The following is a 20732-nucleotide window of genomic DNA, read 5'->3' as shown; positions in this document are numbered from 1 at the left end:
TTAAAAGATGCAAATGATGAAACAGTATTTGTAAAATTAAGCAAGATTTTCAATCTGTAAGATATCAGATCCCAGACCCCTCAGAACAAAATTCTGAAGGGTTTTCTTTTTTCAGAGACAATTAAATCCGTATTTTAGTCAAAATTTTTTGCAATGATAAAACGTACTATTTTAATTGCTTCGGCATTCTTTACTTTTTCATGGGGAATGGCGCAGCAATACGGCGGAATGTGGATTCCCACGGAGTTGAATGAAAAGGAAATGAAGGATCTGGGAATGAAAATCTCTGCCAAAGATATCTTCAATACGCAGAAACCAAGTATCAAAGATGCTGTAGTACAATTCAACGGAGGATGCACAGCTGAAATTATTTCGCCTAAAGGATTGCTTTTAACCAACCACCACTGCGGATACGGTCAGATCCAGGCTCATTCAACGGTTGACAATGATCTGCTGTCCAATGGTTTCTGGGCAAAGAATATGGGAACTGAACTTCCGAATCCGGGTGTAACCGTTGACTTTATTGTGGATATCAAGGAGGTAACAGATAAGATTTTAGAAAACACTGAAAATCTTCAGGAACCTGAACTTTCTAAAAAAATTGCCGGTAATATTGAGATTTATAAAAATTCTCAAAAAACAGAACCTTATCAGTCAATTTCTGTAAAATCAATGTATTACGGAAATAAATTTTATGCCTATGTGATTGAAACCTATAAGGACATTCGTCTGGTCGGAGCGCCGCCACAAAGTATCGGAAAATTCGGAAGTGATACAGACAACTGGGTATGGCCAAGACATACGGGAGATTTCTCAATGTTCAGAATTTACGCAGATAAAAACAACAAACCTGCTGAATATTCTAAAGACAATGTACCCTACGTTCCGAAACATTACCTTCCGGTCTCTATAAAGGATAAGGCTGAAAATGATTTCACCTTCGTTTTCGGATTTCCCGGCAGAACGACAGAATATCTTCCTGCCATTGCTGTGGAAAAGATCATGACAGAGATTGATCCTGCGAGAATCGCAGTACGTGATGTTGCCCTGAAGACATTAGATGAAAAAATGCGTGCTGACGACGCTACAAGGATCAAATACGCTTCAAAATTCGCTTCTGTCGCCAACTACTGGAAAAAATGGATTGGCGAGGTAGAAGGTCTTAAAAAATCGAATGCCGTGCAGAAAAAAGCAACGTATGAAAGTTCGCTCGCTTCCAAAAATCCTCAGATAAAAACCACGATAGACGAACTGAACAAACTGTATAAAGATCAGGCCCCTTATGCTTTAAATAATGCCTATTATTTTGAAGTGATCAGGAACGCTGAGACATTGATGCTTGCCAATCTGTTCTCTTCGTACATTACCGCCGTGGAAGCAGGCAGAATGGATGAGAAAGGAACAGCTGCATTCAAAAGCAGACTTACCTCGTTCTACAAAGATTACAGTCCGGAACTGGATGCTAAAGTAACGGCAAAACTTCTGGCTCTGTATGCCAACAAAACGGCTCCGCAATTTTTGCCTTCCGGTTTTGACAAATATAAAAATGAAGCTCAAAACATAACCGACTTTGAAAACCTCTCTAAAAACTCTGTTATCACGGGAAGATCTTCTGTAAACGGAGCTGCTCTGAATGCAGATATCGACAAAGCATTTTCCAATCAGGACAAATTGATAAAAACGGTTAAAAAAGATCCTGTTTATCAGCTTTTCATGAATCTAAAAGATACTTATATGAAAACTGCTGATCCACAATTTACTTCTCTGCAGGCAAAAATCGACGGTCTGCAGAAAAAGTATATGGCTCAGCAGATGTCAACTGATAAAGAGAGAAAATTCTTTCCGGACGCAAATTCTACACTTCGTGTAACCTACGGAAAAGTAAAAGGCTCAACTCCAAAAGATGCAGTTACCTATGATTACCAGACGCACCTGGCAGGTGTTATGGAAAAATATGTTCCCGGAGATTACGAATTTGATGTCCCTAAAAAACTGATTGATCTTTATGACAGGAAAGACTTCGGAAATTACAAAGACAAGACCGGAGATGTTCCTGTAGGATTTACGGCAACCAATCATACCACAGGAGGAAATTCCGGAAGCCCTGCTCTGGATGCACACGGAAACCTGGTCGGATTAAATTTTGACAGACAGTGGGAAGGAACCATGAGCGACATTAACTACGATCCGCGGTTCAGCAGAAATATCATGGTTGATACGAAATACATTCTTTTTATCGTTGATAAATTTGCCGATTCAAAATGGCTGATCAACGAGATGAAAATAGTGAAGTAATATCAACTTTTACCTGTTTCAGGAAGTGAAAATAAAACTTCAGAAAATTGATTTAATCGGACAACCTTGAAATTATGTGTGCAAACTTTTGATTTCAGGGTTGTTCTTTTTTTAAGTGACTCTCTCTCTTCTCAGAATTTTTTTAGGATGAATCAATATCAGATGTCTGTTGACAGGAATAGAAATAGGCTGCAACATCGTTAATGATGTGATAAAACAAAAATGAATTGCTGCAATTTTAATCAGAAAACTACAGTACTCCTGCCCTTACACGGCTCAAAGTTTCAGGGCTCATCAGAAGATATGAAGCGATATGGGCTACAGATGCCCTTCCGGAAATAGATGGCTGTTCTTTACAAAATCGGTCATAGCGTTCCCTTGAATTTTCAAAACGCCAGGAATCTGCTTTGTGCTGAGAAACAACGAGCTTATATTCCATAACAGCCCTGTACAATTGATTAATATCCGGAAATTCATCACAAAGTTTTATCCATTTATTATAATCCAGAAGACAGATGACAGACGGCTCCAGCGCTTCTACCAATAACCGCGTCGGCTCCTGCAGAAATAAACTTTCAAGGCAGGTGGCAATATTACCTTCACAGGAAAAATGTTCTGTTATATCCCGCCCTTCTTTATAATAAAACTGTCGGATCAGGCCTCTTTCTACAATATAAATGTATCTGCTTACGGTTCCCTCTTCTAAAATCATTTCATCTTTCTGATAAGATTTCTGTATCAGTATCGATTGAAATCTCAACATTGATTCCTGAGAAAACCGCACCTTATATTTTTCGAGAATTGTTTTTACAATATCCATTATTTTAAAATAATCACTTTATCAAAAGTAATATTTATTCATTAAACATGAAGAAAATGACGTGCGTCATTTTTATTCACCTGATCTGTTATTAGTTTTGCACTCTAATTTTTAAAAGCACTTATGACCACGCAGAAATTATCTCCAACGCGTATCAGCATTTTTTACTTCTATTTTATCATGGGATTGATATTCGCCAGCTGGGCAAGCAGGATCCCTGATATTAAAAAAGCGCTTCAGCTCAATGATGGCGAGCTGGGACAGGTACTCTTTGCCATGCCTCTGGGTCAGTTAACCATGATGGCGGTCTCAGGTTATCTGGTGAACAAATATGGAAGCCGGCCTGTTTTGATCACAGCAATGATCATGTATGGAATCATGCTCACATTCATTGCAAACGCAGATAGCTTTGCATACCTGTTCTCCGTATTATTTTTATTCGGGATTGCATCAAACATGGCCAATATTGCCGTGAATACCCAGGCAGTCAGTTTAGAAGCGCTGTACAAAAGAAACATCATGTCTTCTTTCCACGGATTATGGAGTCTGGGAGGGTTTACAGGTGGAATCTTAGGCACTGTATTCGCCCAGACGGAATGGTCAGTTTTCACCCATTTTATGATCATCCTGGTCTTCGGTATTTTAGGAATCTTTTTTTTCAGCCGGCGATTACTTCATCAGGATATAAAGGAAGCTGATAGAGATAGAACGGAAAAAACAGTTTTTAAACTGGATGCTGCTGTAATTATTTTGGGACTGATAGGATTTGGAAGTATGTTTTGTGAAGGAACCATGTTTGATTGGAGCAGCGTTTATTTCTCTACCATTATCAAACCGGACGAGTCTTTTGTACGTATGGGATATATAGCGAGTATGGGAGCGATGACATTAGGACGTTTTGTCGCTGATAAATTTGTCAACCGTTATCAGGCCTCAACCGTGCTGAAGTACTGTGGGATATTAATTACTGCGGGCTTATTACTTGCTACCGCCAGACCTGGTTTAATCCTCTCAACTTTTGGTTTTTTACTTGTAGGATTAGGCGTTTCCTCCATTGTACCCATTTGTTACAGTGCAGCAGGAAGATTAAAAACGATGTCCGCAAGTATTGCCATCACAGCAGTCTCGTCAATAAGTTTTCTCGGTTTTATGATTGGCCCACCCTTAATTGGTCTGCTTTCTGAAATTACAGACCTCAGAATCGCATTATTATCAGCATCGGCCTTCGGAATTTTAATTATTGTTCTCTCCGAAAAATACAAATCTATTAAATTCTAAAAAATGAGAATTGATCATATCGCAATATGGGTTGCTGACCTGGAAAGAATGCGGGAATTTTATGTAAATTATTTCAATGCAGTTTCCAATGAAAAATACAGCAATCCTTCAAAAGGATTTACTTCCTATTTCCTGAACTTTGGGGATGATAAAACACGTATTGAATTAATGAACAGGCAGGATATAAATGATAAGCCTGAAAAAAGAGGATTTACAGAAGGGATGGCTCATTTTGCCATTTCTGTCGGCAGCAAAGAAGCGGTAAATGACTTAACAGAAAGGTTGCGTACCGGTCATTATACCATAGAAAGTGAACCAAGAACAACGGGTGACGGATATTATGAAAGTGTCATTCTTGATCCCGAAGGAAACCAGATAGAAATTTGTGTGTAGTAAGGATCAAAAAAAAGGTTAATGGTTGTTTCTATATATTAAATGAAAGGCTGTCCGAAAATGGGGACAGCCTTTCATTTAGATATTTTTACTTATAATTCGTTCACGGAAATTAATTATACTTTAGTACCCAAAAATCTCTTCTAATTCCAGCTCTTTAAAAGTTCCCATCTGCTCAACAGCCTCCAGATTCAGGTTTTCTTTTTTCCCGATGATAGCAGTATTAAACTGGATCGGCTTTATCTCCGTCTGATAAAATTGTTTGATTTCATCAAATTTAAGGTCTTTTATCTGGCTATAGATATCCTTTCTGAAATCGTGTGTTATCCCCAGCTTCTGTAATTTTAATGTATTGAAAAAGATATTGGTTCTGGTAATTCTTGTTGAAGCAATCTGTTTTAATGCTGCACTTTTCGCATTTTCAAACTGGGTGGCCACTTCAGGCAGCTCATCCATCAGTTCGGTCATGGTGTCAACTGCAATCTGTAATTTATCAGGCTGTGTCCCTATGTAAGTTGTAATGTAGTCAGGACGACCAGCCTCAGTATTCGGCGAATAGGAAACATAGGCTGAGTAGGCTAAACTTTTACTTTCACGGATTTCCTGAAAAACAATAGATGACAGACCTCTTCCAAAATATTCATTGAAAACATTGATCTTACCAAAATTCTCTGTATTTACATGATGCCCCTTTCCTATTTTACTCATTTCCATCTGTACCATATCGTAATTGGTAAAATATACATTTCCGGTTGTTTCCGGGTCAGGATATTTTTTAGGGTCGGGAGTACTTCGACTCTGGTTTTCAGTAAAGCTTTCTATTTCTTTTTTAAATTTTTCAAAATCTTTTCCATAGAAAAATACCTGGTACTGGAATTTGAACAGATTTCTTATACGATCTGTAAACTCCTCCACTGTTGTGTTTTCTAATTCTTCCTTCGTAAGGAAATCCAAAAATCTGGAACCTTTCCCAAGCTTGGTATAATTGGTCAGTGCCGTCATGATCCGGTTTTTATCTTTTTTTCCGGCTTCACGGTTTTCCAGAACAGTGGTGACAAACTGATTGTAAATTTCCTGATCGGGCTCTACGTTCTTCATCCAGTGCTGAAGCAGCTCTATACCTTTCTCCATGTTTTCTTCAAGTCCGCTCAACGAAATATGCAGTTGGTCTGAAGTGGTTTTGAAATCGTTCGTTATTCCAATTTTAAAGAATTCTTTTTTCAGATCCTCGGGTGAAAACTTTTCAGTTCCCAGATACTGCAGGATCTGTGTAGAAATCCCCAGATGCCGGTCGTTGTCGCTTCCAAACGGAAAAATAAAATACACCTGGGCAATCTCATTGTACTTATTCTTAACGAAACTTACTTTCTTATCTTTAATAACATCCGTGGTTATCTCTTTCTGATAGTCAATAAATTCAGGTTGAATATCCTCAGTCTTCTCCTCTACAATTTCTTTCAGAAAATCAGACTGTGCATCGCGGTTAATTTTAATAGCCGTGATCCCGGGATTGTCAACCCTCAGTAATTTATCATTGATCCCTTTTTCCTTGTTGATGACAACATAATTTTCTTTAAAGAAAGTATTGGCGAATTCTATGACTTCTTCTCTGGTAATTTCATCATACTCATCCATTTCATTCAGTTCCTGTTCCCAGGTTCTTCCTTTTATATAGGTGTCATACAGATTATTAGCCAATCCTCCGGCAGTTTCCAGTGCCTTCATTCTCTGAAGCTTAAAATCATTGATAATAGCAGGAAACATCCAATCCGGAAATTCTCCTTTTTTAACCAGTTCAATCTGCTCCAAAACCATGTCTCTGGCTTCGTTTAAAGTCTGATTCTCCTTAGGAACAGCCACAATGGAAAAGAATCCGTAGTTTTTTAATCCTAAAGAATAAGCTTGTGCCCAAAGCATTTTTTGGGTCTGATTGATATGCAGATCGAGCAGACCTGCATCTCCCCTGTTGCTTAAAATATTGGCAACTACATCGGCATACATCGCTTCTTTTGAGCCGTAGCTGTCTGTTCTCCATGCAAGCTGAACCCTCGGTGTTGTCGGGCTGTATACTGTTCTTTCAGTAATTTCAGTCATGGGCTCTTCTGTAACGGCTTCTTTTACAGGTAATTCTTTATACGGGATCGTTCCGAAATATTGATCCACCAACTTTACGGTTTCTTCAAAATCGAGATCTCCCACCAACACCATTGCATAATTATTGGGAACATAATATTCATCAAAATATTTGTGAATCGCCTTCATAGAGGGATTTTTCAAATGTTCAGGTTTACCAAGAGTAGTCTGCTGCCCATTCGGATGATTGGGGAAAAGGGCTTCCATCAGTTCATCATTAACCAATCGGGAATCATTATCCTGCGCTCTGTTGAATTCTTCATAAACAGATTCCAGTTCTGTATGAAAAAGACGTAAAACCATCTCTGAAAACCTTTCTTTCTCCACTTTCAGCCATTTTTCAAATTCGTTAGCGGGAATATTATTTTTATAGACTGTTTCATCAAACCAGGTATGAGCGTTGGTTCCGCTGGCACCGAGTGATGAGATTATTTTATCATATTCGTTGGCAATAGCAAACTGGCTGGCTTCCTGAGAAATTTCATCAATTTTTTTATAGATCTCCTTTTTTCTTTCAGGATTCTGCTCCGCTTTATGCTGCTCGTATAAATCTGAAATCTGATCCAGCAAAACTTTTTCTTCCTCCCAGTTCTGCGTTCCGATCTTAGATGTTCCTTTGAACATCATGTGCTCAAGATAATGGGCCAGACCTGTATTATCAGAAGGATCATTATTACTGCCGGTTCTTACAGGAATAAATGTCTGAATTCTCGGTGCATCAAAATTCTGCGCCAGGAAAACTTTCAATCCGTTTTTCAGGGTATAAATTCTGACTTTATTTTCGTCGTTGGTAACAGTGATGTATTCGTAATTATTACTATCCGTATGAATCGTTTCCTTATATCTTCTGTCAATCATATTAAATTCATTTTCACTCTTTCTTTAAATCAGAATGCCTTACAAATGTAAGGATTCAAAAGATAAGACTTTCTACAAAATGTTTATAATAAATCTATGATGATGATTTGTATAAACTGTAAGAAATCAGATTACAATACATCAGGTTTATCAGGATATCAAATTATTTAATGTTATCTATCCTTAAATTTAAAAGTAAATTTTTAATTTTATCATCAATACTTAAAATGAAAACAACTGCAATTTTTTTCATAACACGGCAGGATTTCCGCAAATGGCTTGAAGAAAATCACAGGATAGAAGCGGAGCTGGTCGTGGGATTTTATAAAGTGGGAACAAAAAAGCCTTCAATGACCTGGTCTGAATCTGTAGACCAGGCACTGTGTTTTGGCTGGATTGACGGAGTAAGAAAATCAATTGATCAGGAAAGCTACAGCATTCGATTTACTCCAAGAAGACCGACGAGCATCTGGAGTACCGTAAATATTAAAAAGATTGAGGAACTTTCCAAATCAGGTCTGATGCATCCCGCAGGTATTGATGCATTTAAGCTCAGAAAAGAAAATAAATCAGGAATCTATTCCCACGAAACTGAAAACAGTTCACTTTCAGCAGAATATGAAAAAAGATTTAAATCTGATGAAAAAGCATGGGAATTTTTTAAAAAACAGGCTCCATCCTATCAGAAAGTCATGATTCACTGGATCATGAGTGCTAAACAGTATAAAACTCAGATTTCAAGATTGGAAAAAACGATTTCCGAAAGTGAAAGAGAAAGAAGAGTTTCTTAAATTTTCCAGCTAAACCTTAAAAAGGTATTTGGAAGGATCTCTTTCTGATTCATCAGATTTTATTACTTTTAAGTTCTTAACCAACAGATATGAAAGATTTTTTTACGGCTCTGATTCTGATATTTTGTTTTTCGTGTACTCTGTCCGAACCAAAAAATCATTCTGCAGATGAAGCTGAAACAGAAACAGTCCGGCAGACTGCCGCCAAAAAAGATTCGGTAAAACAGGATACGGTCGAATTTATTTCCTACAATGACGACTATGACTATTCGCAGCTCAACGGTAAAAAAGGGAAGGATGAGATCACTTTTGTCAACGACAATAACAACGACCGCAGCCTTCTTCGCGGTGACCTTATTGTCATCGAATGGAAAAATGATTCTGTCTATATTGCCGGTGACGGTGATACTCCCCAAAATGCACAATGGCTTGTTTCTGCAAAAAAAATAAAAGACGGAAACGTCTCAAAATTCAGGAATGAATACGGAAAGCCTCTCAAATATTATTATTCGAAAGAAAATGAATTGTCAGATTCTTATTTAGATCACCTTTATAAACTTGCAGAATATTATATTGCGAATTCAAAAAAAGATTTAATTAAATTATCCATCAAAAACAGGGAAGATCTTGCCTATTCCATTGAGAAAAAAACCAGAGATGATAAAGAATATTATGTTTTGGGAATTTATACCGAATCTGAACATAAGATCAGTCCATTTCAATGGCTTTATATTGATCCTGAAACAGATAAAATCTTCGAATATGATTTACCCAATGACAGGCTGTCCAATTTTCCTTAAATTTCTTCATTAAAAAAACCGATCATATGCAGTCAGAAAATCACCTATCCGAAAAAGAAGCTGCAGCGCTTCTGGAGATTGTACATCAGCGTTTTGAAAAAAACAAGAATCGGCATCCTGAAATGGACTGGCTGAAAATTGAACAGAAACTGAAAGAAAATCCTCAGAAACTCCGGTCACTCCATGAAATGGAAATTTCGGGTGGTGAGCCTGATGTTGTAGATTATGATCAGAAAACAGATCAGTACCTCTATTTCGACTGCTCGGCAGAAAGTCCCAAAGGGAGAAGGAGCTTCTGCTATGACCGCGAAGCTTTGGACTCGCGAAAAGAAAATAAACCTCAGAATACTGTTGACGATGTTGCCGGGGAGATGGGTATAGAAATTCTTGATGAGGCTCAATACCGCTTCCTGCAGACTTTAGGAGAATTTGACCTGAAAACATCAAGCTGGATCAAAACGCCAAAAGAAATCAGAACTCTCGGTGGTGCATTATTTTGTGACAGAAGATACGATAAGGTCTTTGTCTATCATAATGGTGCCAATTCATATTATGCAGCGAGAGCTTTTCGGGGCTTGTTAAGGGTTTAACTCAACCCATTTAAAAGTTCATCCAATATTTACGAATCAGTCCGTTCGGATAAATTCTGTGATAATCCGTATTGATAATCAGTAAAATACAAATAGTCCCTGAATCACAAACTTCTCGATACGGTTTTGTAAACCTACTCGAAGTGACGAACGACAGAATTCTATATCTAATTAATAAGACTCCACGAAAGATCCGCCACTTTAAATATTTTTCTATATTGCAAATTCCCTGAAATCTTTTAATATAAAAACTATTAATCTTACCTTTGACGCTTCAAAAAATTAGGCATGAATACACAGATTTTAGATTTTTGGGTAGGGAATTTCAATTCGGAAGAAGATTTCTTGCATTTTGTAGAAGAGGATGAAAACTATTACCTGAACGAAGAAGACGATGACAGCTACATCTCAAAATTTGCAGAATCTCAGGATACCGTATGGTTTGACGGTGATCTTGCAGAATATGGTTTTGAAAATCTCAGCCAGAACATTTATGATAATTTTTCAGAGTATTCATTTGCAGACCAGTGGCTCCCTGAGTTGGTTCATAAAATCATTCAACTGGAATTGAAATTTGAAATAAATTCTTTAATTTTTGTAAGCCACGGACAAATTCCAAAACCGGTTTCTGTAGAATCTGATGATTTTTCCCTGACTTATGTTGGAAGTTTTGAGATTGAATATTAAAGAAATTGAAGCTGCTAAGCTTCTTTTTCTTTCAACATCCAGGGCACCACAAAATAAAAGCCTACAGCAATAAGGGTCGCTAAAATTCCGGTTCCGATCCACAGGAAACTGAAGCCGAATTTTTCTGCAATCAGTGTTCCCAGATAAGGGGTGATGATAAAAGCAATTGAAAAAGAAATTCCATTCAACCCCATATACGCACCTTTATTATTTTTACCTGATCGCAATGCGGTAATTGTTGACATAAAAGGAAGCGCCCAGATTTCGCCTGCGGATAATAAACTCATGGAGATCACCAGTGTTACAATACTGTAATCAAAACCCAGCAATGCATAAGAAAGTCCGCAGATAAAAGTCCCTAAAAACATCGTACGGGCTAAGCTGAAATACTTTTCAGCAATCTGCACCAGACCCATTTCAAGCAATACCACTAAAAAACCGCTGTACCCTAAAATATATCCTATACTCTCCTGGCTCAGATGCGCAGTATCTTTATAAAATATAGTCAGCGTGCTGAATAACTGGAAAAAACAAATTGAAAAAAGCATACAGAAGAAACAGTAGATCAAAAATTTACCATCCCGATAAGGCGAGTTTTCTTTTTTAATTTCAACAGCTTCCTTTACTTTTTTAGCCTTTATTTTTGCCAGCTTATTTCTTTTATAAAAAAACAGAATATACATCAGACCGGCAAGCAAAGCTCCCAGAGCATTGCTGTAAAAAAGAAATTCATAAGAAATTGCAGACAGAATACCTCCTAAAGCAGGCCCGATGGAAAATCCGAGATTGACCGCCATACGGTTGAGTGAAAATGCTCTGGTTATATTTTCAGGTTTTGCATATTTTGTGATGGCCACCGAGTTGGCAGGCCGGAACGAATCACTTACAATACTCTGCAGTAAAATAATCAGTGCAACACCGGCCTCTGTTTTGAAAACAGGAATAAGGCAGAACAAAGGCACACTCAGCAGTAAACTGATGTACTGCACTTTATATTCTCCGACTTTATCGGTAATGTAACCTCCCAGCCAAGAACCGATCACCGATCCTATTCCGAAAAAACTAAGAACAATACCGGTATTTTCGATACTGAAATGGAGGTATGCCGTCATGTATACTCCCAAGAAAGGCAGTACCATAGAGCCGGAGCGGTTAATAAGCATTACGAGTGCCAGCATCCAGCTTTCTTTTGAAAGTCCTTTAAAAGAACTTGTATATAAATGTATGAATTTCACAATTTCTATTATTTGATGAATCATTTTAAACACAGACAGCGCTCACAGTTTCACAAATCACCCAATTGGGTTCGTGAAATCCCTGAAAATACAGTAAGGTCATCAATGAGATAAAAACAAAAAACAGGACTTAAAAAATTAAGCCCTGTTTCATTTACAATATTATAAATAAATTACTACTCCGGCTTATAGGAGTCTTTTAATGTTACGGTTCTGTTGAATACATAATTTGTATCCGTTGAGTCCTGATCTTTCGTAAAATACCCAATTCTCTGGAATTGAAGCGGTTCACCCACTGCAACATCCTTCAATCCCGGCTCAGCGAATCCCTGAATGACCGATACAGAATCAGGATTGATGAAATTCAGGAAATCAACATCCTTCTCAGCATCAGGCTGCTCTACAGTAAACAGATTATCATAGATTCTCACTTCGACAGGAATGGCATGCGGTGCAGATACCCAGTGCAGTGTACCTTTCACTTTTCTTAAACTCTCTTCAGTTCCGCTTCCTGACTTAGATTTATCGTCATATGATGCATAGATTGTTGTGATCTCTCCATTTTCATCCTTCTCCACCCTTTCAGCTTTGATGATGTATGCAGATTTTAAGCGGACTTCTCCGCCTAACTTCAGTCTGAAGAATTTATTATTAGCTTCCTCTTTGAAATCTTCACGCTCAATATATATTTCCCTGGAGAAAGGAACCTGTCTTGTCCCTGCATTTTCCTGCTCAGGATTATTTTCAGTATCTAACCATTCTTCCTGCCCTTCAGGATAGTTTTCAATAATCAGTTTTACAGGATCCACTACTGCCATGACCCTTTTTGCAACTTTATTGAGATCCTCACGTACACAGAAATCCAACAGCTGAACAGAAATGAGATTTTCTCTTTTGGCAACTCCTACTTTATCAATAAAATTCCTGATCGAAGCCGGGGTAAACCCTTTCCTTCTCATTCCTGAGATGGTAGGCATTCTCGGATCATCCCACCCGTTCACCACTTTTTCAGCAACAAGCCTCTGTAGTTTTCTTTTGGAAGTAATCATGTACGAAACGTTCATCCTCGCAAATTCTCTCTGCTTGGGTGCTACTTTCGAGTCATCATAAACCTGCTCAAGATACCAGTTATAAAGAGGTCTGTGGTTTTCAAATTCTAAAGAACAGAGTGAATGAGAAACCTGCTCTAAATAATCAGACTCCCCATGAGCCCAGTCATACATCGGATAGATCTTCCAGTCTGTACCTGTTCTGTGGTGCGGTTTATTTAAAATTCTGTACATCACAGGATCCCGCATATTCATATTCGGTGAAAGCATGTCGATTTTTGCACGCAGTGACATTGAACCACTTTCAAACTCACCGTTTTTCATCTTTTCAAATAAATCTAAAGATTCCTGAACAGGACGGTTTCTGAAAGGTGATTCCACTCCCGGTTCTGCCGGGTTCTTTCTCTGTTCGGTAATTATTTGCGAAGGCTGCTCGTCTACATAAGCTTTTTCTTCTTTAATAAGCTTCACTGCCCAGTCATAAAGCTGCTGGAAGTAGTCAGATGCATACAAAACCTTATCCCATTTGAAACCCAGCCATTCTACATCTTTCATGATAGAATCCACAAATTCCTGCTCTTCTTTTTCAGGGTTTGTATCGTCAAAACGGAGGTTTACGGGAGCATTGTATTTTTCACCGAGACCAAAGTTGATGCAGATCGCTTTTGTGTGACCTACATGTAGATAACCATTGGGTTCAGGCGGAAACCGGAAACGGATCTGATCATTTCTCATCCCGTTTGCCAGATCATCTTCTATTATTTGCTCAATAAAATTGAGTGACTTTTTTTCTTCTTCCATTACAATAAACTTACGCTGCTGCATGATTACACAGCAATTTGCAAATTTAAGAAAATTTAAGGGTTAAAAAAAACGATATTTTTAATCCTGAATTCACATCAAATTGATTTTTTTTTCAGAACTTTATTCAACCAAAAATCATTCTCACAAAACTGTTAATAATGGCTGTTTATATCCTCAGCAACCGCAAGATCGTGCGTCATAATGGCGAAAAGACCGATTCTTTCTCTAATGACCAGTATTCAATCCCCAACTTCAGGATTGCTAAATGTAATTTTGAAAATTATACTGAAACCCCTGAACCTGTAAAAAATAAAAAAGAATACTCCAACAGAAAAATACTTGACTATCAATTGTTTTCTGAGCCTGAAAAACAGGGCTACGAAGAAGTTCTGGAAGTTCTGATGAGCGAAAAAGATCTGAAAAACTCTGCATTAACTGCGGATCATCTTGGAGGGACGCAGAGAATGTTTTATGAACTGTATAAAAACATGTCCTCAACAAAAGTAAGAAGTGATGTATTGATCTTTATCCATGGTTATGCATATACTTTTGATGATGAATTAAAAGCCATTATTGATCTTAAAAAACTGTTTATAGACAATCAGGATTCTCCGATCGCGCACATCCTTTTTGTAAGCTGGCCTGCAGCCCGCAGCCTGGTTCCCATGACTTATTTTGATGATAAAGCAGCAAGTATTAATTCGGGAACTTCTCTTGTCAGGATGTTTTATTTTTACACTCAGTTTCTGAAAGACATTTTCTCTCACAGGGATCTGGCACCATGCAACCAACATATTCATATCATGGCCCATTCAATGGGGAACAGAGTACTGCAGAGCATGCTGTACAGTCTGAAAAAGGAAAATATTCTCAGGATCATTGATCAGGTACTGCTGTTGAATGCAGATGTTTCCTATAAAGTCTTTGAAGAGGCTGAAGATTCTTTCAATAAATTTCCTCTGCTCGCCAACAGAGTTTCAATTTACCTGAACAGAAAAGATTCCATATTAGGGATCTCCCAGTTTACAAAGAATATTCTTACCCCCCGATTAGGAAAAAACGGACCGTCCGATATTGAACATTTCAAGGATGTTGTTTCCATTATAGACTGTACTTATATAGAAAATGACCTTAAAGATTCTTTCAAATTTGAATTTGGAAATCACTGGGGATATCTATCCAGCTCACAGGCACAAAATGATATTTTGCAGACCTTGAATGGAATTGACAGTAATCTGATTACCAACAGAATAAAAAACAATGACTATACTTTTACAATTACCTGAAAAGTCATTACACAAAAAAAATAAATTTTAAAGTGAATTATTATAATTTGGTACGACGTTTGACATAGTTCAGTTTGTTCAGATAACATTAAACTATATTATTATGAAAAAAGTAAAAAGAAAGTTTTCTTATATCTTAGAATATATAAAGAAAACCATGTTCATCGAAAAAGATGTGATTTAAATTTTCATTAACTCGTAAAGATAAAATTATCGACCAAAAACTACTTTATTTAAAAAACACCCGATCACCTTTCAGTTCCAGATCACTCTCAAAATTATTGGTGAACAGGCTTCCTGTTCCCAGACCCTGAGGCATTCTGTTGTTTTTTGTATAAGTATACTGAGCAATGGCATTCAGTCCTAAATTACTTTCCAGAGCGGAGGTAATCCACCAGCCTATTTTGTTCTGCTCTGCTAAAGAGATCCATTCATCTGATCCGGAAAAACCTCCTATCAAAGCAGGTTTAAGTATAATGTATTGTGGCTGCACCGTTTCCAGAAGCGCTTTCTTTTTTTCAAAATCAATAACGCCGATTAGTTCTTCATCCAACGCAATAGGTGTTGGTGTATTCAGACACAAGTCAGCCATATCATCCCAATTACCAGCTTTAACAGGCTGTTCAATAGAGTGAATCTGTAGATCTGAAAGCTGTTGCAGAACTTTTACCGCATTTTCTTTTGAAAAACCTCCGTTAGCGTCTACACGCAATTCCAATTTCTCCTTCGAAAATTTCTTTCTTAATTTCTGGAGAATCTCATGTTCAGATTTCCAGTCAACCCCGATTTTTAATTTAATGCAGTGGAATCCCTGATTTAATTTTTCACGAATCTGTTCTTCCATGAAATTAACATTCCCCATCCAGATCAGGCCATTGATTATCATTGAGCTTTTCCTGTCAGTGAAGTGACTTGGGAAATATAATTTCCCTCCGTGTTTTAGGTTCAGGACAGCCTGCTCATATCCAAACCAAATGGAGGGAAATTCCCTCAATTCATCTTTTAAAAATCCGTATTCCTGATGAATATTCTGACATAGCCAATTGAGTTTGTCTTCATAATCCGGACGGTCATCAAAACTCAGACCTCGAAAAATCGCACATTCCCCTACTCCTTTTTTTCCATTATCTGAAATTTCCAGAATATAGGTTTCTTTTTCATACAAAACGCCACGAGACGTTCCGCTCGGGCGCTTGAATTTTAATAAATATCTGGTGTATTCTGCTTTCATTTACTTTACGCTGTCAATTCGCATAAATTCTTCTGCTTTTTCAACCATATCAACACTTCCTGCGAAAAACGGTATTCTCTGATGAAGTTCGGTAGGCTCCACCTCCATAATTCTTCTGAATCCATCAGTGGCTTTTCCACCGGCCTGTTCAGCCAGAAATGCCATCGGATTGCATTCATACAACAACCGTAATTTACCATTGGGTGACTGACCGTAGGACGGATAAATATAAATCCCGCCTTTAAGCATGTTTCTATGAAAATCAGCAACTAGAGAACCAATATATCTGGAGGTATAAGGGCGGTCTCCCTCTTCCATCTGACAGTATTTAAGGTAATTTTTTACGCCCTGTGGAAATTTGATATAATTTCCTTCGTTGATTGAATAGATCTTACCTGTTCTCGGAAATGTCATATTAGGATGAGACAGATAATAGGTTCCCAGAGAAGGATCTAAAGTAAACCCGTTCACCCCGTTTCCTGTTGTGTAAACAATCATGGTAGATGAACCGTAAATTACATAACCTGCTGCAATCTGGTTGATTCCTTTCTGTAAAAAATCTTCAAGCTGAACCGGGGTTCCGGGCTCCGTAACCCTCCTGTAGATGGAAAAAATAGTCCCGACCGATACATTGACATCAATATTGGAAGAGCCGTCAAGAGGATCAATCAATACTACATATTTGCTAAGGTGACCGTTTTCACCACATTTGATATCAATAAAATCATCATTCTCTTCAGAAGCAATCCCACAAACCACTTCACGCTGTGACAGAGCCGTAATAAAAATATCGTTTGCGATTACATCAAGTTTCTGCTGTTCTTCTCCCTGAATATTCTGATTGCCTGCGGCACCTGTAATATCAACGATCCCAGCTTTATTCACTTCTCTGTTTACGACTTTGGATGCCAATCTTATAGCACTTAGAAGACGTGAAAATTCTCCGGTAGAATACTGGAAGTCTTCCTGTTTATCAATTAAAAATTCTCCTAAAGTCTGTAATGGTTGATCTGACATTTTAATATTTTTACGTTACCGTCAAATTTCGTAAAATTTATCACATTAAAAAATATTTTCTCATAAAACAGGCTACCCCTTAGTAATCAAATACATACATAGCAAAAAAACGAATAAACCGTGATTCCTTATCCTAAAAATGTTTCCCGTTTGCATGCTGAGACAATCAACATTTATTATATTTTACCGTAATTTTAATTAAATCTTAATCCAATCCTTCCGCTCCCCTATTTCATATCTCGTTGTAAATGTATAATTTTGACCTCCGAAAAAAATCGAACGATTTAGTATCTAACAATTTTATTCTTAACAATTTAATGAAAATTTTCAAGTTTGGCGGCGCATCGGTGAAAGATGCCGAAAGTGTAAAAAATGTATCAATGGTTCTCAGCAGCCAGGGTTTTGAAAAATGTCTACTGGTTATTTCAGCAATGGGTAAAACAACCAATGAGCTGGAAAAAGTGGTAGAAATGTACTTCAAAAAAGATAATTATCAAACTGAAATAGAACTCATAAAACAGAAGCACATCGAAATAGCCAAGGGGCTTTTCCGGGAAGATCATGCGGTCTTTGAAGAAATCAATCTGTTTTTTGATGATATTGTTGCTTTCTTAAGAAGAAATAAATCACCGAATTATAACTTCGTGTATGATCAGGTAGTGAGCTGTGGAGAGATGATCTCCACAAAAATCGTAAGTGAATATCTGAATGACATCCAATTTACCAATCAATGGCTGGATGCAAGAGACTACATAAAAACCGACGATTCCTATAGAGACGGTAACGTCAACTGGGAAAAAACTGAAGAGTTTATCTCAACTTTAAATCCTGATATCTGCTATGTCACCCAGGGGTTTATCGGTTCTGATGACAATAATTTTACAGTCACCCTTGGAAGAGAAGGCTCAGATTATTCTGCTGCAATTTTTGCGTACTGCCTTAATGCAAGCGCCATGACGATCTGGAAAGATGTCCCGGGAGTGATGACCGGTGATCCGAGAATCTTTAAAGATGTTACCCTTTTATCCAATATATCTTATGAAGAAGCGATTGAGATGGCCTACTTCGGTGCAAGTGTCATTCACCCGAAAACTTTACAGCCCCTTCAGCAGAAGAATATTCCTTTTTTCGTGAAATCTTTTGTTGATCCTACAAAGGAGGGAACTAAAGTAGGTATTTCTGAAAAAAATCAGAGCGAAGAATCTTATATACTAAAAGGAGACCAGACTTTACTTAAAATTTCCACAAGGGATTTTTCTTTTATTGCAGAAGATCACATGAGCTTAATTTTCAATAATTTAGCAAAGCACAAGATCAAAGTATCACTGATGCAGAATTCTGCAATCTCACTGGCACTGTGTCTTGAAGATAAATTTCTTAAAATTGAGGAACTGAATAATGAACTTCAGAAAAGTTTCAAAACCGATATTATAAAAAATGTATCTTTATTTACTGTGAGAAATGCAAAAATAGAGAACATAGACAAATTTTACCAGGAAAAAAGTGTATTATTGGAACAGATTTCAAAGAATACTCTTCAAATGGTAACATTATAAAACTAATTCCGACTAAACACAGATGAGTTTAATATCGAAAACTGATTTAATCAAGGCTTCTGGCTTACATAAAATAGGATTTCTAAAAAATCCTGTGGCATCTGCTGTTATGAGCATTGCGAAAATAAATGAAGTAAACAGACTTTATGATAAGCTGAAAGAAAAGGAAGGTAAAGATTTTTTCGATTCTTTCGTAAGAGAAAGGAACTTAAGTTATGTCGCTTTTGAGGAAGACCTGGCAAAAATACCCAAGACAGGGCCTTTTATCTTGGTTTCTAACCATCCGCTTGGTGCTATTGACGGGATTTTAATGTGCAAAATACTGACAGAAGTCCGTCCTGATTTTAAAGTAATGGGAAATTTTCTTTTAGAAAAAATAAAACCCATGGAACCTTTTGTAATTCCGGTAAATCCTTTTGAAGGGAGAAAAGAAGCCAGAAACAGCGCAACGGGGATGCGTGAAACTTTAAAACACCTTGAAAGCGGTGGCTGCGTAGGAATCTTCCCGGCAGGAGAAGTTTCAAACAAAAACAATCCCTACGGAGAAATTCTCGACAGAGAATGGGAAAAACCGGCCTTAAAGCTTATTAAAATGGCAAAAGTTCCGGTAGTGCCCATGTATTTCCATGCTAAAAACAGTACGCTGTTTTATCAGGTTGCCAAAATCCATCCTAACCTGCAGACAATTATGCTCCCCGCAGAAATGATGAACGACCGGGAAAAGCCCATCCGTATCAGGATAGGAAAACCAATCACTGTTAAAGTGATGGACGAGATGGAAAATATCGAGGAATTGGGAGAATTTCTGAAACGTAAGGTTTACATGATGAAGTCTTACTATGAAAAAAGAAAATCTCTTGCACAGGTGATCAATCTTAAAAACCTGTCACTTAAATTCCAGTTATTACGTGAGGAGAATATTGTTCAGAATATTATTGACGAAACCCCGAAGGAGGATCTGTTAAAAGATATTTCAAAACTTCGCGGCACTGACAAAATGCTTTTCAGCAACGGCAATTATGAGATATACTTTACCTCCTACGAAGAGATTCCTTCTGTAATGAGGGAGATTGGAAGACAGCGGGAGCTTACTTTCCGTGCAGTGGGTGAAGGAAGCAACCTTCCTTTTGATCTTGACGAATATGACAAACACTATCATCATCTGTTTTTGTGGGATAATGCGGCAGAAAAACTAGCCGGAGCATACAGGATGGCACTCGGTAAAGATGTCATGAAAAAGTTTGGGATCAAAGGCTTTTACACCAGTTCCCTGTTTGAGTTTGAACAGGACATTCATCCTTTTTTCAAAAAAGTGATCGAGATGGGGCGTGCCTATATCTGTGAAGAATATCAGCAGAAACCTCTTCCTCTTTTCCTCCTGTGGCGTGGAATTGTGCATGTATGCCTGAGAAACCCTGATCATAAATTCCTGATGGGCGGCGTGAGTATTTCCAACAAATTTTCAGAATTTTCAAAATCGCTGATGATTGAGTTTATGCGTTCCAATTATTATGATTCTGCTGTTGCTCAATATATTACCCCACGAAATGATTTTAAAGTAAAACTGAGAGACCGGGACAAGCATCTTTTTTTGGATGAAATGGAATCTGATTTAAATAAGTTAGACAAAATCATAGATGATCTTGAACCTGAATTAAGAATGCCGGTATTAATTAAAAAGTACATTAAGCAAAATGCTAAAGTTATTGCATTCAATGTGGATCCTAACTTTAATGATGCGATTGACGGACTGATGTATATCCGGATCAGTGACCTTCCTGAAAGCACGATCAAACCTGTTTTGGAAGAAATGAGTGAGCAGATCAGAAAAGAACAGGAAAATAATCAGACTGAGAATCAGTAGGTTTTAGTTTAATGTTAAAAAAGTTCAATTAATACTTGCTTCATA

General features: G+C 37.6%; 16 protein-coding genes. 10 read left to right on the top strand and 6 right to left on the bottom strand.

The features are described from left to right. Positions 1–153 precede the first annotated feature (153 nt). Entirely contained in the window at positions 154–2295 is a 2142-nt protein-coding gene (locus AC2A07_RS14005; RefSeq protein WP_484050934.1) for a S46 family peptidase, read from the top strand. Positions 2296–2545: 250 nt separating this feature from the next. On the opposite strand, the gene AC2A07_RS14000 is transcribed toward AC2A07_RS14005, so the two are convergent. Beyond that, on the bottom strand, positions 2546–3115 hold the full coding sequence (locus AC2A07_RS14000) for a Crp/Fnr family transcriptional regulator (protein ID WP_484050933.1): 570 nt from the start codon (positions 3113–3115) through the stop codon (positions 2546–2548). Positions 3116–3238: 123 nt separating this feature from the next. On the opposite strand from AC2A07_RS14000, the gene AC2A07_RS13995 reads away from it, so the two are divergent. Together AC2A07_RS13995 and AC2A07_RS13990 are read left to right on the top strand one after the other, a co-directional pair. After that, positions 3239–4393, top strand: coding sequence for an MFS transporter (locus AC2A07_RS13995; RefSeq protein WP_484050932.1), 1155 nt, complete (start codon positions 3239–3241; stop codon positions 4391–4393). A gap of 3 nt (positions 4394–4396) precedes the next feature. Then, a complete protein-coding gene (locus tag AC2A07_RS13990; protein ID WP_484050931.1) occupies positions 4397–4786 on the top strand; it encodes a VOC family protein in 390 nt (129 codons plus the stop codon). 123 nt (positions 4787–4909) lie between these two features. On the opposite strand, the gene AC2A07_RS13985 is transcribed toward AC2A07_RS13990, so the two are convergent. Then, on the bottom strand, positions 4910–7777 hold the full coding sequence (locus AC2A07_RS13985) for a M16 family metallopeptidase (RefSeq protein WP_484050930.1): 2868 nt from the start codon (positions 7775–7777) through the stop codon (positions 4910–4912). Positions 7778–8004: 227 nt separating this feature from the next. On the opposite strand from AC2A07_RS13985, the gene AC2A07_RS13980 reads away from it, so the two are divergent. The 4 genes from AC2A07_RS13980 (at position 8005) to AC2A07_RS13965 (ending at position 10645) form a co-directional block, all read left to right on the top strand. Then, positions 8005–8568 (top strand): YdeI/OmpD-associated family protein, encoded by a 564-nt coding sequence (locus tag AC2A07_RS13980; protein ID WP_484050929.1) that lies wholly within the window; start codon positions 8005–8007, stop codon positions 8566–8568. An 89-nt stretch (positions 8569–8657) separates the two neighbouring features. Then, complete coding sequence (locus tag AC2A07_RS13975) at positions 8658–9368, top strand: hypothetical protein (protein WP_484050928.1); 711 nt, start codon at positions 8658–8660, stop codon at positions 9366–9368. A 26-nt stretch (positions 9369–9394) separates the two neighbouring features. Beyond that, positions 9395–9958: a DUF4256 domain-containing protein gene (locus AC2A07_RS13970; protein ID WP_484050927.1), complete on the top strand. Its 564-nt coding sequence runs from the start codon at positions 9395–9397 to the stop codon at positions 9956–9958. Between the two features lie 288 nt (positions 9959–10246). Further along, on the top strand, positions 10247–10645 hold the full coding sequence (locus tag AC2A07_RS13965; protein ID WP_484050926.1) for an immunity 22 family protein: 399 nt from the start codon (positions 10247–10249) through the stop codon (positions 10643–10645). Between the two features lie 14 nt (positions 10646–10659). On the opposite strand, the gene AC2A07_RS13960 is transcribed toward AC2A07_RS13965, so the two are convergent. Next, positions 10660–11823, bottom strand: a complete 1164-nt coding sequence (locus tag AC2A07_RS13960; RefSeq protein WP_484050993.1) for an MFS transporter — start codon at positions 11821–11823, stop codon at positions 10660–10662. Positions 11824–12056: 233 nt separating this feature from the next. Continuing rightward, complete coding sequence (locus AC2A07_RS13955; RefSeq protein WP_484050925.1) at positions 12057–13730, bottom strand: glutamine--tRNA ligase/YqeY domain fusion protein; 1674 nt, start codon at positions 13728–13730, stop codon at positions 12057–12059. Positions 13731–13891: 161 nt separating this feature from the next. Between AC2A07_RS13955 and AC2A07_RS13950 the strand changes: the two genes are divergently transcribed. Then, positions 13892–15019 carry an alpha/beta hydrolase gene (locus tag AC2A07_RS13950; RefSeq protein WP_484050924.1) on the top strand — a complete coding sequence of 376 codons (1128 nt, stop codon included), beginning with the start codon at positions 13892–13894 and terminating at the stop codon, positions 15017–15019. Positions 15020–15248: 229 nt separating this feature from the next. On the opposite strand, the gene AC2A07_RS13945 is transcribed toward AC2A07_RS13950, so the two are convergent. After that, on the bottom strand, positions 15249–16250 hold the full coding sequence (locus AC2A07_RS13945; RefSeq protein ID WP_484050923.1) for an o-succinylbenzoate synthase: 1002 nt from the start codon (positions 16248–16250) through the stop codon (positions 15249–15251). Then, positions 16251–17267 (bottom strand): class 1 fructose-bisphosphatase, encoded by a 1017-nt coding sequence (fbp, locus tag AC2A07_RS13940; protein ID WP_066674943.1) that lies wholly within the window; start codon positions 17265–17267, stop codon positions 16251–16253. 317 nt (positions 17268–17584) lie between these two features. Here fbp and AC2A07_RS13935 point away from each other — a divergent pair, with 317 nt between their 5' ends. Both AC2A07_RS13935 and AC2A07_RS13930 read left to right on the top strand, forming a co-directional pair. After that, positions 17585–18823 carry an aspartate kinase gene (locus AC2A07_RS13935; protein ID WP_484050922.1) on the top strand — a complete coding sequence of 413 codons (1239 nt, stop codon included), beginning with the start codon at positions 17585–17587 and terminating at the stop codon, positions 18821–18823. A gap of 22 nt (positions 18824–18845) precedes the next feature. After that, positions 18846–20687, top strand: coding sequence for a lysophospholipid acyltransferase family protein (locus AC2A07_RS13930; protein WP_484050921.1), 1842 nt, complete (start codon positions 18846–18848; stop codon positions 20685–20687). Positions 20688–20732 lie beyond the last annotated feature (45 nt).

The sequence above is a fragment of the Chryseobacterium sp. HNCC26DJ238 genome (assembly GCF_057180465.1).
This window is presented reverse-complemented; position numbering and strand designations above follow the sequence as displayed.

Excerpts from the sequence above, each read along its gene's own strand:
- AC2A07_RS14005 (WP_484050934.1), top strand. The coding sequence starts at position 154 with ATGATAAAACGTACTATTTTAATTGCTTCGGCATTCTTTACTTTTTCA.
- AC2A07_RS14000 (WP_484050933.1), bottom strand. The coding sequence starts at position 3,115 with ATGGATATTGTAAAAACAATTCTCGAAAAATATAAGGTGCGGTTTTCT.
- AC2A07_RS13995 (WP_484050932.1), top strand. The coding sequence starts at position 3,239 with ATGACCACGCAGAAATTATCTCCAACGCGTATCAGCATTTTTTACTTC.
- AC2A07_RS13990 (WP_484050931.1), top strand. The coding sequence starts at position 4,397 with ATGAGAATTGATCATATCGCAATATGGGTTGCTGACCTGGAAAGAATG.
- AC2A07_RS13985 (WP_484050930.1), bottom strand. The coding sequence starts at position 7,777 with ATGATTGACAGAAGATATAAGGAAACGATTCATACGGATAGTAATAAT.
- AC2A07_RS13980 (WP_484050929.1), top strand. The coding sequence starts at position 8,005 with ATGAAAACAACTGCAATTTTTTTCATAACACGGCAGGATTTCCGCAAA.
- AC2A07_RS13975 (WP_484050928.1), top strand. The coding sequence starts at position 8,658 with ATGAAAGATTTTTTTACGGCTCTGATTCTGATATTTTGTTTTTCGTGT.
- AC2A07_RS13970 (WP_484050927.1), top strand. The coding sequence starts at position 9,395 with ATGCAGTCAGAAAATCACCTATCCGAAAAAGAAGCTGCAGCGCTTCTG.
- AC2A07_RS13965 (WP_484050926.1), top strand. The coding sequence starts at position 10,247 with ATGAATACACAGATTTTAGATTTTTGGGTAGGGAATTTCAATTCGGAA.
- AC2A07_RS13960 (WP_484050993.1), bottom strand. The coding sequence starts at position 11,823 with ATGCTGGCACTCGTAATGCTTATTAACCGCTCCGGCTCTATGGTACTG.
- AC2A07_RS13955 (WP_484050925.1), bottom strand. The coding sequence starts at position 13,730 with ATGGAAGAAGAAAAAAAGTCACTCAATTTTATTGAGCAAATAATAGAA.
- AC2A07_RS13950 (WP_484050924.1), top strand. The coding sequence starts at position 13,892 with ATGGCTGTTTATATCCTCAGCAACCGCAAGATCGTGCGTCATAATGGC.
- AC2A07_RS13945 (WP_484050923.1), bottom strand. The coding sequence starts at position 16,250 with ATGAAAGCAGAATACACCAGATATTTATTAAAATTCAAGCGCCCGAGC.
- fbp (WP_066674943.1), bottom strand. The coding sequence starts at position 17,267 with ATGTCAGATCAACCATTACAGACTTTAGGAGAATTTTTAATTGATAAA.
- AC2A07_RS13935 (WP_484050922.1), top strand. The coding sequence starts at position 17,585 with ATGAAAATTTTCAAGTTTGGCGGCGCATCGGTGAAAGATGCCGAAAGT.
- AC2A07_RS13930 (WP_484050921.1), top strand. The coding sequence starts at position 18,846 with ATGAGTTTAATATCGAAAACTGATTTAATCAAGGCTTCTGGCTTACAT.